Here is a 13,415-nt window from a genome sequence, read left to right as displayed (position 1 = left end):
GCACATAAAACTTGGAGAAAAAATGAAAAAATTAGTCCTACTTTATATCGTGTCAACTATCGCAGCCATTCCTATTTTCGCAATGGCACAACAGCATCCGTCCAGCGGCGCTGATGGGGAGGCAGCACAATTGCAGTTGGCTTCAGCGCCGCTCACAAAAGCGCAAGCAAGAGCGAAAGCGCGCGCGGAACGTAAAGAAGCACGGCGCCAGGCGCGGCAGGCCAGGAACGCCGAGCTGCAAGGTCTCCAGAAGAACGGATATGGGCCTCAGGCCTCTCCAGAGCAGTATCCCGAGAACTTGTTGAACGCCGAACGCAAGTCTGCTCGTCAGCCCAAGGTTGCCGTACCCGCATCAACACCGATTCAATAGGAGAACAGGTAGGGCCCGGGCGCGCACGCCAGAACATTGAGCGCCGTAACCCGAGATCCAGCAGGAACACCAAGGCATTGGGCGATTTTCGTTGAAGTGACTACACGGAAGATGGAGGAGCGTATGGAATCGAGGCAATACACAACGGTCGCGAAAGTCCTGCATTGGACGATGGCCATCGTTATCATTTGTGCGTGGGCTGTCGGCTACTACTCGAGCACGTTAAGCCTGCCACAGAAAATCCAGAGCGACAGCATCATGCTGCATAAATCTATCGCGACGATAGCGATTTTTCTGCTGGCTGCGCGAGTTCCTTGGCGTCTGACGCATCGCCCGCCCGAGACGACGAATGGCCTGCCATCCTTCGAGCGGCGCGCGGGCAAAGTCGGCCACTTCGTGCTCTACATCTGCATGTTTGCTTTGCCGCTTTCGGGATGGCTCTGGAGTTCGGCCGCTGGCTTCAAAATTCCCGTTGCGGGGCTCTTTTTCCTGCCTCCATTGATGGCAAAGACGCCGGCTCTTGCGCCAACCCTCAAGCAAATCCACTTTTGTTTCGCGTATGCAATTGCATTTCTCGTAGTTGGACACGTCCTTATGGCGCTCAAGCATCACTTGGTCGACAGAAACGAGTCGTTCAAGGCAATGTTACCGCAGTGGGTCGCAAGAAAGATCGTTCGGGATAAAGAGTCGGAACGGTCGCTTCGCGTCTGACATGCGAAGTGCGTCGGTCATGAAACTCGGGTAGTTGAGGGCCCCTGCACTTGGCCGCGGCAGGTCCGCCCTCCAATCGAACTCCATGTAGAGAAACGAGTGCAGAGGACACCCCTCCTTCCGGCCGGTACACCGAAGCGCGCTACAAGCGGTGTGCAATCGTGGTGCAGCGCATTATTGAATTGCACCATCTCCATTCTCGCTGCACCGTACACAACACGCGCGGCTCGGCCTTCCTTTCGCTTCGGCGACAATCGCTTTTCAACCGACGTTCCCCAGAACCGGCATTGAAATGGCATACCCCCGTTCCGTCTACTAACGGTGGCACGGCGTTGAACACTGCGGACCTGTCGAGTCGCGCGCGTCGGCGCATCTGCGTGCACGAAGCGGTACGAAGTGGCACAGGTATTGCGTAGGATCTGGGAGAGGCCCACGATGGCCTTTGCGTTTCACCAGTTTTCCTTCCGCTCTTACGAGCGGATGCGGGGCAATGGCGTCCCGGAACGACTCTTGCGCAGATCGACCGATCGATTCGTGCACGCGTCGCTCCGGGACTTTTTTTGCCCGATTCGGCCGGCAGCGGATGCTGTCGCAACGTATCGTTCTGCACGTGCTGCTCGCTTCGCGCGGAGACGATACCGCATTGGACGTCGCGAAGCAAAGTGTGGCGATGTTCGCGAATGCACACGACGATCTTGTCGATGGCAATGAGCAATTACCTGGAGCGTTCTCCGAAGCGCTCAGGCAGCTCTATTTCGGCACTCGGCGTGCAGACGAGCATGTCCGGCGCTTCATCACGCATACTTCCAAAATGCTCGCGCGTCTCGAATCGGACAGCACTGCCACCGACGAACAGGTTGACGCGCTCGTGAGGCAGGCCACCCCGCTGCTCGAACTGCTTCAGCAGATTACGCTCGCGTACCAGAACGAGATGCGCGGCATCGAGTCTGAGGCGCTCAAACGTCAGGTGAGCATCGCCGAGCAACTGGGCAGCATCTCGATGCAGGCCAACATCGTCGCCCTGAATGCACGTATCGCGGCCGCGCGCGCGGGCTCGTACGGCCGAGAGTTCGCGGTCATCACGACAGTCCTTGCCGACATCATCAAGGAGATGGACCAGCTGATGTTCAGAGTCATCGGCACGCGCGGCACGGCCGACGCATCGCTCGGGCGCAGCGCCATGGCGTACGGCCGGCGTGCGAGTGTCGGCTCGGCGCGTCGATAGCCCGTTAACGCGTCGAGAGGATCTTACTTTATACAATTGACACTCTCATCGAGAACGCGTGTAGCAGCTTTCGCAATCCTTTGCGTGACCCGACGGTATCGATGACGGTATCTCTAAAAAGGCCGTCATCGAGATGTGCGGCCTTCGCGGATCTTCAACGAAGGCATGCCATGATTTTCCGGTGCGGTCTCTCCAGTACCGGTAACTGCCAGCCGGATTCTTCGGTATCTTTGACGGTATCATCGCTGCGCGACGGCGTGGAAGCGCCGTCTCCGCAAGGGTTCAGCCCAACAACTGACGATCGAGTGGGGCATTGAGTCATGGCTGAGCACGCTCTACTCTGGGACTGTTTGTCCGGTCATGTAGCAACACATCCGGCACCTTCATTTTTTTGTTGCTGAAACGCAACATTAGTTTGCCAACGAGCTGCGATATGGTCCGGCGTAGGTTTTGGCGTAGGTTCATAGACAGAAGCACGTCCCGTAATGCCAATTCACTACTTCGAAGAGAACGAGTAAGCGTGTTCGATGCGCCGACACCCGCCCGGGTGTGGCGCGCGTATTCGACGAAAGCCAGGCGGGAAGATGCATCCCGCTGCATTCAATTCTCGTCGTCGGTTCTTGCGACCGTCGACGCTCCTTGCCGGTGCAAGCGACGATCGCAATTGCCTCACTCCCTCGCTTTGCATTCGGGCTCGTTGCTGCACTATCGAAATTGCGCGCATGCGGCCTGGCGCGCCCCGTGCTCCCCGCACGTCCCGATCACGGCTGAACCCGCCATTGAAGATCGAAACCGAACGTTTGACATTGCGTCGCTGGCGCCCGGGCGATGCCGGTGCGCTGGTGGCGATGCATGCGGATCCAGACGTGACCGCATGGCTCGCGCGTGGCCCGATGACCGTTGATGAGGCACGGGCCACCATCGCACGCATCGAAGCGCATTTCGACGCGTACGGTTTCGGCGTGTGGGCGATCGAGCGCCGCTCGGATGGCGCACTGATCGGCCTCTGCGGTTTGTCTCGTGAAGTTCGCGGCGAGCATCCGATGGCGCCGTGTGTCGAGATTCTGTGGCGCCAGGCACGCGCATCGTGGGGGCATGGCTATCTCGCAGAAGCGGCCGCTGCGGTATTGGCCGACGGCTTTGGCCGGATCGGGCTGGGCGAGATCTTCGCGTGGACGGCTGCTACCAACCTGCGATCGCAGCACGTGGCGCAGCGGCTCGGAATGCTGGCGCAGCCGATGCGCGATTTCGATCATCCTGGGTTGCCGCAAGGGCATGCGTTGCGACGGCATCGGGTGTTTGTCGCGCGTGCGATGACTGTTCGTCCCGACGGCGATGTCCGCGCGTAACGGTTCGGGCATGCTTGCCCGTCAATGCCACGTCGCGTTCTGCAGGACGATCCGGTAGCCATCGGCGTCCTCGAACGTCTGTCCGGATGCATCCCAATACGGATTGAACGATGTCACGCGCATGAAGCCGTGCGCGGTTGCGCGTGCGCATGCGGCTTCCCATGCGCTGTGGTCGGGCAGGTAGAAAACGATCAGGTCTTCGGGCGTCGGTGATGGTGCGACCGGATGCGCCGGGCAGTGCGTGAATTCGAAGTGGTAGTCGAGCCCTTCACGTCCGAGCATGACGCCGGAGAAGCCGTCGTGATCGTCGAAGCGCGCGAGCACCGACCACTCGAACGCGCCGCAATACATACGCTCGGTTCGGGCGAGGTCGGCGACTGGGCGGGCGATGCGTAGGTGGGTATGCATGGCGACATCGGCTGTGCGTGAGGGAATTCGCCGATGATAAGCCGCCGGGGTCGGCGATTGTGCGCGCTGCGGGTGGATGGCAGCGGTTTTGATGTGTCCCCGATAAATTATCGCTGGCAAGAAAAAGCCCGCTGCTGGAGCGGGCTGAATCCATGTTTGGAGACATGGAGGAGACAGATGTAACTTTAAGGGAAAACCCGAGGGCTGGCAAGCCCTAGTTGTAATTGTGCAACGCAGCGTCGGCTGGCCTTTCTGGCACGGGTACGGAGCAGTGCGTATTGCGCCCCGTGGCGACGTTCCGCCGGCCCCGCCAAGAACATTTGATTTTCGATGGGGCGGCCGTCACGTATCCGCGGAGCCAACCGTCGTCGCCCTCACATGCCGCGCCGCCCGCGCGTGCGCGGCAAACGCGCCGAACCGCTCCTGTGCAACCGGCACCGCGTACTTGTTGCGCATTTCCGTCTCGATCCATGCGCAGGCCTCGCGCGCGCAGTCGGTCAGCGCGTGCCGTGTCGCATGTCCATCGATGCCGTAGACGAAGCGCACGCCCACCTCGTCGTCCGCTACCTGGCGCTGCAACTCGTTGAGCTGCAGTTGCGGCCCGTGCCGCTGCGACAGCGCGCGCAGTTCGTCGAAGTGATATTCGAGCCAGTCGGCGAAGAACAGCGCATCGCTGTGGCAGCGCAGACGGAACGCCGCGCTGCGCGACGGACGCTGCGCGGCGTCGCTGGTGGCCTGCGGCTCGCCGTTCGGCGCGATGGCCGCATTGACGGGCGCAAGCGGCTGTCGGATCTGCTGGTACGGTTTGCGCTCGCGTAGCGCGTGCCACAGCAGTTCGTCGCCGGTGGCACCGGACGGCTGCATCGTCAGGTCGTGCCGGCCGTCGCCGACAGCGGCGACGTCGCGGATCACGAGACGCAGCGAGCAGAGCGGCTCGTCGGCAACCAGCAGCGTCGCCGCGCGCGGCAGCCCGCACACGAGCGGTGCGGCGCCGGCCGCCCGGAACACGAGCCCGCGGCGATCGAGCCGCACGAGCGGCAGCGGCCGCGGAAACGACGGGTAGGCGACTGCGATGCGGGCGCCGCCGGCACCCGTCAAGCCGGGCATCATCGCGCGAAAGACCTGAGACTGGTCCACGGTGGTTCTCCTTCGTTACGATGCCGCTCGGCTGGACTACGCGCGTTCCAGCTCAGGCGGCGATGGCTTGCCGGGCAGCCCGTCCCGGCTCGATTCCAAGTGCGGCAAACGTTTGCGGATCGATGTCGATCCAACACGCGACAACCAGACGACCGTCCACCTGCTTCGGTGGGCCTGCCCGGTGCGCGTGCACGCCGATCCGGCGGAACAGCCGCTCCATGCTCGCGAACGTCACGCCGATCAACTGCCGCGCGCCGAGCTGCGCCGCGCATTCGACGACCGCGGCGAGCATCGGGCGGACGGCCCACTCTGCATTGCCGGTGCCGCCGTCGTCGCCGGTCGCCGCGAACCGCGACAGCTCCCAGACGGCGGCCGATTGCGGCAGCGCGACGTCTTCGGCGATCAGGTCGGCGAACAGCGACTTCAGCAGATACGGGCGGGTGGTCGGCAACAGGCGCGCACATCCGCACACGTCGCCGCCGGCGTTTCTCGCGAACACGTAGACGGTATCGTCGCGATCGAACTGGTCGCGCTCGAAGCTTTCGTTCGCAGACGGAAGTGCCCAACCGAGCTGTTCGACGAACACGCGGCGCCGATAGCGCCCCAGGTCCGCTGCAAGTTCGTGTGGCAACCGCCCTTCCTCGTGAACGAAGGTCCGCATGGTGTCCTCGGATCGGTACTTTGGTATGCACGCATTACATCGCGCGTCCCGAGGAGGCGGTAACTGGTAACTCTTACAGGGTGGGGGTGCGCCGGTGCCATTTGACCGGTGGAAGCGGTTTCTTGATCGGCGGGATTGAAATACGGGCGGCTTTTGCTTATAAAGAGCGCCAGTCTTGTGGAAATGTCAGAGGAATGCGCGGCCGGTTGTCACTGGAGCGTGGGGCCGGCATGATAGGCGTCGTTGCGACCGAGCAGTGCCGATGCAACCGCGGCCGGCCAGTCGATGGACGCGAGCCGCGCGGCGAGCGCTGCTGCGGTGCGGAACATGCCGAGGTCGGCGCCGGTGGCGTCGACGGCCATGATGTTGCTGCGGACGTCGCCGCCCGCGATCACGAACGTGCCCGTTGCGCGTTCGAGATACCAGTCCCAGCCGACCGTCAGGTACGCGACGCCGGCGCTGGCCGGGCGGTGCCATTCGGTGTAGCCGGCCAGGCGCGCGTCGATGGCGCTGTCGCGCAGTTCCGCGAGCAGCGATGCATCGAGGCCGCTGGCGACATGGTCGAGCGCGAGCACGGCCAGTGCGTTTTCGGACAGACGCACGTAGCCGTCCGGAGACGGGCCGCGGACCGGGTGCAACAAAGGTGAAGTCATGCGCGGAATGTATCAGCCCCGAACCGGCGCTGGCACCTGACAGGTATGACAGCGTGACGTTGTCGGAGAAATAATGGAATTGCGCTGGCAGGATGCCTACCAACAATTCAGTGCCGCGGAAGACGAGCAGCAGCTCTTCCAGCGGATCGCCGCTTATTCTAAACGCCTCGGCTTTGAATATTGCTGTTACGGCATTCGCGTGCCGCTGCCCGTGTCGAAGCCGGCTGTCGCGATCTTCAATACCTATCCGGACGGCTGGATGGCGCACTACCAGGCGCAGAACTATATCGAGATCGATTCGACGGTTCGCGATGGCGCGCTGAGCACCAACATGATCGTCTGGCCCGACGTCGACCGGATCGAGCCGTGCCCGCTGTGGCAGGACGCGCGCGACCACGGGCTGTCGGTGGGTGTCGCGCAGTCGAGCTGGGCGGCGCGCGGCGCGTTCGGGCTGTTGAGCATCGCGCGCCATGCAGACCGGCTCACACCCGCCGAGATCAACATGCTGACGCTGCAGACCAACTGGCTCGCGAACCTGTCGCATTCGCTGATGAGCCGCTTCATGGTGCCGAAGCTGTCGCCCGAGTCGAACGTCACGCTGACCGCGCGCGAGCGCGAGGTGCTGTGCTGGACGGCCGAAGGCAAGACCGCGTGCGAGATCGGGCAGATCCTCAGCATCTCGGAGCGCACGGTCAACTTCCACGTAAACAACATCCTCGAGAAGCTCGGCGCGACCAACAAGGTCCAGGCGGTCGTCAAGGCGATCGCGGCCGGGCTCATCGAGACGCCCTGACGCGGCATCGGCGGCGCGGCGGTGGTGCGGGCCGCCGCTCACTCCATCATCGGTTCCGCCTCCTTCGCTGTCCAGCTGACGCTGGAAATGCTCTTCTCCATGCTCATCCGGCTCGCGATCTGCTCGAGCTTCTGCTGATCCTTCGGATGCAGCTTCAGCGTCGCAGTCACCTTCAGCCGCTCCGGCTGGTCGGGCACGTCCTCGCTCGTCAGGCTCTGGAACGACAGCGGTTTCGCATACATCGAATTCGACAGCAGCGTGCGGATGTGCACTTCGTCGGCGGCCAGGCAGATCACGGTGATCTGGTATTCGCGCACGAGATCGGCATTCGATACGGGTGTTGCGTTGATCGCCTGGCTCACGCCGCGCAGCACCGTGTTGGTGAGCAGCACGACGCCCGTGCCGGCCAGCGCCGGCACGAAGTGGCCGGAGCCCGCCAGCACGCCGACGGCGGCCGAGCACCACAGCGTCGCGGCCGTGTTGATGCCTTGGATCGATCCCTTGTCGCGCATGATCACGCCGCCGCCGAGAAAGCCGACGCCCGACACGACGTAGGCGGCGATCTGCGTGACGCCGGCCACGCCGTTGCCGGTCAGCACGCCGAGCGTGACGAACAGGCATGCGCCGCTCGCGACGAGCGTGATCGTGCGCAGGCCCGCCGTGCGTTGCCGCATCTGGCGTTCGAGGCCGATCGCGACGCCGCAGGCGAACGCGGTGAAAAGACGGAGTGCGAAATCGAGAGTCATGGTTGTCCTGCCGTGCAAGGAGCGCATGCCGGCCCGCGTCGCGGCGGCGCGAGGCCGAACGCGGCACGATGGCCGTCATCGCGCGGTACTGTACCGCGCGAATGCGTCATTCGATGTGAAACGAGTGGCGTGCGGGCTCGCGGAACGCGAGCCGCGGCAGGAGAACTGCGTCGGACAGGCGTTCAGGCGGCAAGCGGCGCACGCAACGGAGTGCTGCAACTGTCCACGATGGTTCCTGAAGGAAGAATGGGCGGCATTCTAGAGGGCCGCCCGCGCACGCGTCAACCAGTTTGGCGGCCGGCGGGCGCGTCGCTGCGACGGTTATTGCGACGAGCCGATCGTCCCTGTCGCGAGCGCGAGCGCGGCGGCGGCCGACAGTGCGCCGGCATAGCTGTCGACTTCCGCATTGTGGGCGGCGAGCAGCTGGCTTTGCGCGATTGTTGCATCGGTGACCGAACCGACGCCGTGCCGGTACGCGGTCAGCGCCGCGTCGTAGCTCGTCTGCGCGGCATCGACGAGCGCCTTCGCCGCGTCGTGCGATGCGAGGCTCGTCTGCACCGCATTCTGCGCGGCGACGACCTGGCGGACGGCTTCCTCCTTGGTTCGCGTGAGGCGCGCGGACGCGCTTTGCGCATCGTTGCGCGCCTGCATCAGCACCGCCGAGCGCAGGCCGCCGTCGTACAGCGGGATCGTCACGCCGAGGAACACGCCGCCGCCGTAGCGGCTGCCGTTCAGGTTCACGGTCGGTGCCTGGTCGCCGATCGCGGGCAGCGCGGTAATCGCGGTAATCGCGGTGCCGCCACTCGCATAGGACGTCGACGCGGACAGGAAGATCTTCGGCATGAATGCGGCTTCCGCAGCCTTGATCTTCGCGCGGTTGGCCTGCTCGAGCGCATACGCACCCTGCAGGTCGGGACGGCGCGCGATCGCATCCGACACGATCGCGTCGACCGACGAAGCAAGTGCGGGCGGCAGCGGGCGCTTGGGCAGCGCGGCGATCGACGGCTTCGACAGCGGCGAGATGCCGAGCGCCGAAACCAGCGCGAGATAGCTGTCGCTTTGCGCGCCGGTCGCCTGCACGAGCGCGAGATTCGCTTGTGCGCGGTTCTGCGTCGCCTGCGCGAGTTCGACAACGGTGCCGACGCCTTGCCTGAGCCGCGCGCGGGACGCCGCGAGGATTGCATCCGCATTCGACAGACCCTGCTGCGCGCTGGCCGCGCGCGAGCGGGCGGCTTCGTACCGGTAGTACGCGACGGTCACGTCGTGGATCACCTGCTGGTGCACGGCCGTGAACGCGACGTTCGACGCGACCGACGCCTGCTCGGCCGCCTCGACGCGCGCCGCGCGGCCGCCGAAATCGAACAGCAGCCATTGCAGCGACAGCGCCGAGATCGTGCCGTGCACGGTCGTGTTGCTCGACGCGTCGCCGAGGATCGTCGATGTCGAGCCGTGGCTCGTCTGGTATGCACCCATCGCGGTCGCGGACAGGTTCGGCAGGTACGCGGCCTTTGCGATACCGACCGCGAGTGCTGCGTTGCGGGCGTCGTTCCATGCGATGCGGGTCAGCGGGTTCGTCGATTCGGCGAGGTCGATCAGCTCCGGCAGCGTGTACGGATGCGTGGCATCGAGCGCGGCGGGCGGCGATACCGACGCGAGCGCGGGCGAGGCCGGCAGTGTGTAGTCGTGCGGCGCGCGCTGTGCGGATGCGAGCGGCGGCGCCGGCACGATGTCGCCCGCGGCCGACGTTTGCGGCTGCCACGGGCGGTCGGGTGCCTCCGGCGCCAGATCGATCGACGACGTTGCGCAACCGGTCAGCGCGATGGCGGTCGCGAGCGCGGCGGCGATCGACGCGCTCGGCGGTTCAGGGACGCGCATGAGGGGCAGGCTCCTTCGGGGTGGCTTGACGCGCGGCGTCGGCGATGTGCGCAAGCCGCGTGTCGATCAGGTTCAGCAGCGCGTCGCGTGCAGGGTCGAGGGGCGCGGCGGCCGGCACGGCTGCGGCGCCTGCGGTCGACGACGGCGCCGGCGAAGCGGCGTCGGCAGCCGGGTCGCCGTCGCGCAGGTCGATCACGCGCGCGAGCCGTGCGCCGATCGCCGCGTCGCCCGGCCTACGTTCTGCGAGCAGGAACAGCGGGCCTTCGAGCGCGCCGAGTTCCGCAAGTGCGCGTCGCCGGGTGGCGAGCCACGTGGCGGCCGGCCGAACCCACGACGGCTCGTAGTGGACGAGGCCGAGCTCCTGCGCGATTGCGCCGTGCCGCGCGAAGGCTTCGGCGGCGAGCGTGCGGCGTTCGGCCGGCTGCGCGATCTGCACGACGCGGCGCCACTGCTCGAGCAGCGTGGCGAGCGCGACGTCGATCTGCTTGCCGATGCTCACGGGCCAGATGCGCGTGAATACGAGATACACGACGACGTTGCCGAGCAGGATGCCGATCGTGCGATCGCGGGCGATCGTCAGGTCGAAGCCGGGGCCGGCGCCCTGGATCACGCACAGGAAAAACGCGAACGCGATCTGGAAGCCTGCGTACGCGATGCGCGGCGAGCCGAACGCGACCCATGCGGACAGCCATGCGCCGGCGAACACCAGCGCCATCAACTGGCCGACCGAAGACAGCGCCGGCACGACGAACACGAGCGCCGCGGTACCGAGCAGCGCGCCGACGATGCAGCCGACGATCCGCAACGTGAGCTTCTCGACCGTCTCTGCAGTCGAGCCGAGCGACACGATGTAGCAGGTGACGACACACGTATGGATGCCCGACCAGTCGAGCTGCGAATACAGGAGATAGCAGAAGATCGCGGCGGCGGTCGTCTTCAGCGCATAGCGGATGTGGTCGGGATTGCTGCGTGCATCCGGCAGGAAGAAGCCGCCGCCCGGTGCCTTGGCGGGCGATGCGGCAGGTTCGGGGCGGGTGGCTGCGGACGTGCTGACAGGGGCGGCCGGCGCGTGTGCCGCTGCGTCGGCAACTGCGCCCGGTTCCGCGAAGCGCGTGATCGCCGCATGGAGATCCGTCGCGGCGATGCGCGCGAGCGGTGGCAGCGCATCGGCAGGCGGCAGCGCGAGCGTCACGTCGACCGGATAGCCGCCGCGTTCGAGAATCGCCGCCATCTCGTCGAGCGTGGCCGCGATCGGCGTGGAAAACGCGGCGGGCAGCCGCGCGTCCGGTTCGCGATCGGCCAGCGCGACGCCGACCAGCAGCGCCGTGCTCGACGCAATGGCCTGCCGCAGTGCGGCGACGTCCGCGGCGGTCGACGAGCCTTCGAATTTCGACAGCTTGAGCCACGTGAGGAGTTGCTTGTCGCCGTCGCGCAGGCTCGCGTCGAATGCCGCGCACGTGTCGTCGTCGTCGCGCAGCCGGAGCGCGGCGAGCCGCAGCCGCTTTGCGAGCTGCGCGAGCGCGAGACGGCGCGGCGACGGCGCGATCAGCAGGTTGACGACGATCGCGACGCCGACCGGAATCGCGATCGTCAGCCAGATATAGAGCAGCGCGCGCGTCGCGGCTTCGCCGAACGGCGCGAGGCCGAGCTGGTCGAGCCCGAAGCCGACGATCATCGCGAGGATCGCGCCCACGGGGCGCAGCTTGCTGGCCGACGTCAGGTACAGCAGCCCGACCGACAGCACGGCCATGCACGCGACCCGCAGGATCGAATAGTCGATGCTGAAGATCGCGATGCCGAGCACGAGCCCGATCACGATCGTGACGATCAGGAGCAGCGCAGCCGCGAGCACGACGCTCGTCATGCGGTCGGCGCGGATCATGAAGAACACGACGTAGGCGGACAGCGCAGCTTCGGGCGTACCGTACGCGCTCGTCACGAGCACGGTCAGCGCGCAGATCAGTGCAACCCGCACGGCGATCGACGTGCGGCCCGGAAACGACGCGAGCAATCGCAGGACTTCGCGCGGGCCCGGCGCGCGGACCTCAGCGGCAGGCTGAGCCATGCCGGACCTCGACGATCGCGCTCGCGCCGACACGCACGAGCTTGCCGTCGGGTTCGTCGAGCTTCACGCGCACGGGGAAGCGCTGCGCGACATGCACCCAGTTCACCGAGCGCTGCACGATCGGCAGTGCGCGCGGCAGGTTGATGCGATCGCTGTCCGCGATGCCTGCGCCGATGCCGACCACCTTGCCCGTCAGCGGACGGCTGCGGTCGATCATCGAATAGACGGTCGCGCAGTCGCCGACCGCGATGCGGTTCAGCGACGTTTCGCGGAAATTGCCGACGGCGAACCATTCGCTCGCATCGATCAGCGTGAAGATCGACTGGTTCGGCGCGAGGGTTTCGCCGGCAAGCACGGTCAGGCCCGTCACGAGCCCGTCGTGCGGCGCGCGCACGACCGTGTCGTCGAGCGCGTGCTGCGCGCGGGCGAGCGCGGCTTCGCGCGCATGGAGCGTCGCGATCGCGTCGGCGTCGTCGCCGATCGTTCGCGCGGACGATCGCTGCTGTTCCTGCGCCTGCGCGAGCGACACGGCGGCGTCGCGTTGCCGGACCTTCGCCTGGTCGAACTGCTGCGCGCTGACGTAGCCCTGCGCGGCGAGCGGTGCGAGGCGGTTCACGTCGCGTGTCGAGAGGTCGTAGTTCTGCGTCGCGCGCTTGACCTGTTCGGCTGCGACCGCCGCGTTCGAACGCTCGCCGATCAGCGACCGGCGACGCGTGTCGAGCGATGCGCGCGCGAGTTCGAGATCGGCCTGCGCCTGCGCGACCGTCAGCCGGTACGGCACGGGATCGATTTCATAGAGCAGGTCGCCTTTCGCGACGTGCTGGTTCTCGTGTACCGCGAGCTGCACGATGCGGCCGCCGACGGGCGACGCGACGTGGACGACGTCCGCGTCGATCGACGCGTCGTCGGTGGACGGGTAGGCCGTCGTGCGGTGGTACGCGTACGCGAGCGCCGCGATGCCGAGCGCGACGATCGCCAGCGCGATCACGCGGCCTTTCGTGGAGGGTCGGGCGATTCCGGCGGCCTTCATGCGAACGGCCCCGTGCCGGTGAGCCATACGATCACGGCGACCACGAGCCCGATCGCGGTGCAGACGGCAAGCTGGTAGGGCACCGTGGCGGCCCAGCCGGTCGCGACGAACACGCGGTGCGCGACGATCGCACCGACGATGCCGACGATCGCGCTGACGAGCCAGAGCGGGAAATATGCGCCGAACAGGACGTACGACGGTGCACCACGCGACGTGCAGCCCGCGAGCGGCAGGGCTGGCACCAGGACGGCGGCGACGCGCAGGGTCGCGCGCGGCGTTGTTTTTCTCATGGTGTGACGAGCTCGACGTGATGGGTGGATGCCGGGCGCGGCGCAAGGCGGTTCGTCGCCGCGACGACGATTCCGCGATACGGAGCCGATAATAAATCAGCG

At 65.8% G+C, this 13,415-nt stretch carries 14 protein-coding genes; 5 read left to right on the top strand and 9 right to left on the bottom strand.

The features are described 5' to 3' along the window. Positions 1-22 precede the first annotated feature (22 nt). From DIE15_RS02745 to DIE15_RS02730, 4 genes are all read left to right on the top strand, one after another. Positions 23-370: a hypothetical protein gene (locus DIE15_RS02745; RefSeq protein WP_124832300.1), complete on the top strand. Its 348-nt coding sequence runs from the start codon at positions 23-25 to the stop codon at positions 368-370. Positions 371-493: 123 nt separating this feature from the next. Further along, a complete protein-coding gene (locus DIE15_RS02740) occupies positions 494-1,081 on the top strand; it encodes a cytochrome b (RefSeq protein ID WP_124832299.1) in 588 nt (195 codons plus the stop codon). A gap of 583 nt (positions 1,082-1,664) precedes the next feature. After that, positions 1,665-2,306: a methyl-accepting chemotaxis protein gene (locus tag DIE15_RS02735; protein ID WP_311771955.1), complete on the top strand. Its 642-nt coding sequence runs from the start codon at positions 1,665-1,667 to the stop codon at positions 2,304-2,306. 584 nt (positions 2,307-2,890) lie between these two features. After that, positions 2,891-3,655, top strand: coding sequence for a GNAT family N-acetyltransferase (locus tag DIE15_RS02730; RefSeq protein ID WP_242431916.1), 765 nt, complete (start codon positions 2,891-2,893; stop codon positions 3,653-3,655). Positions 3,656-3,676: 21 nt separating this feature from the next. On the opposite strand, the gene DIE15_RS02725 is transcribed toward DIE15_RS02730, so the two are convergent. From DIE15_RS02725 to DIE15_RS02710, 4 genes are all read right to left on the bottom strand, one after another. After that, positions 3,677-4,063: a VOC family protein gene (locus DIE15_RS02725; protein WP_057929381.1), complete on the bottom strand. Its 387-nt coding sequence runs from the start codon at positions 4,061-4,063 to the stop codon at positions 3,677-3,679. Positions 4,064-4,405: 342 nt separating this feature from the next. Then, positions 4,406-5,200, bottom strand: coding sequence for a hypothetical protein (locus DIE15_RS02720; RefSeq protein ID WP_185734341.1), 795 nt, complete (start codon positions 5,198-5,200; stop codon positions 4,406-4,408). Between the two features lie 52 nt (positions 5,201-5,252). After that, positions 5,253-5,861 (bottom strand): acyl-homoserine-lactone synthase, encoded by a 609-nt coding sequence (locus DIE15_RS02715; protein ID WP_124832297.1) that lies wholly within the window; start codon positions 5,859-5,861, stop codon positions 5,253-5,255. 209 nt (positions 5,862-6,070) lie between these two features. After that, the gene (locus tag DIE15_RS02710; RefSeq protein WP_124832296.1) at positions 6,071-6,514 is read right to left on the bottom strand and encodes a DUF4902 domain-containing protein; all 444 of its coding nucleotides are present in this window, start codon (positions 6,512-6,514) and stop codon (positions 6,071-6,073) included. Positions 6,515-6,587: 73 nt separating this feature from the next. On the opposite strand from DIE15_RS02710, the gene DIE15_RS02705 reads away from it, so the two are divergent. After that, entirely contained in the window at positions 6,588-7,307 is a 720-nt protein-coding gene (locus DIE15_RS02705) for an autoinducer binding domain-containing protein (RefSeq protein WP_057929377.1), read from the top strand. Positions 7,308-7,345: 38 nt separating this feature from the next. Here DIE15_RS02705 and DIE15_RS02700 read toward each other — a convergent pair whose 3' ends face one another. From DIE15_RS02700 to DIE15_RS02675, 5 genes are all read right to left on the bottom strand, one after another. Then, positions 7,346-8,053 carry an MgtC/SapB family protein gene (locus DIE15_RS02700; RefSeq protein WP_057929376.1) on the bottom strand — a complete coding sequence of 236 codons (708 nt, stop codon included), beginning with the start codon at positions 8,051-8,053 and terminating at the stop codon, positions 7,346-7,348. A gap of 321 nt (positions 8,054-8,374) precedes the next feature. Continuing rightward, a complete protein-coding gene (locus DIE15_RS02690; RefSeq protein ID WP_124832295.1) occupies positions 8,375-9,928 on the bottom strand; it encodes a TolC family protein in 1,554 nt (517 codons plus the stop codon). After that, positions 9,915-11,993: an FUSC family protein gene (locus DIE15_RS02685; protein WP_124832294.1), complete on the bottom strand. Its 2,079-nt coding sequence runs from the start codon at positions 11,991-11,993 to the stop codon at positions 9,915-9,917. The genes DIE15_RS02690 and DIE15_RS02685 overlap by 14 nt, the downstream gene beginning before the upstream one ends. Next, the gene (mdtN, locus tag DIE15_RS02680; protein ID WP_124832293.1) at positions 11,974-13,023 is read right to left on the bottom strand and encodes a multidrug transporter subunit MdtN; all 1,050 of its coding nucleotides are present in this window, start codon (positions 13,021-13,023) and stop codon (positions 11,974-11,976) included. Before mdtN ends, DIE15_RS02685 begins: the two co-directional genes overlap by 20 nt. Further along, positions 13,020-13,313, bottom strand: coding sequence for a hypothetical protein (locus DIE15_RS02675; protein ID WP_057929371.1), 294 nt, complete (start codon positions 13,311-13,313; stop codon positions 13,020-13,022). Before DIE15_RS02675 ends, mdtN begins: the two co-directional genes overlap by 4 nt. Between the last annotated feature and the right edge of the window lie 102 nt (positions 13,314-13,415).

Source organism: Burkholderia sp. Bp9031 (genome assembly GCF_003857965.1).
In the GTDB taxonomy this organism is placed as follows: domain Bacteria; phylum Pseudomonadota; class Gammaproteobacteria; order Burkholderiales; family Burkholderiaceae; genus Burkholderia; species Burkholderia ambifaria_A.
Note: the sequence above shows the minus strand (reverse complement) of the source record. Positions and strands in the feature narration are given on the sequence as shown.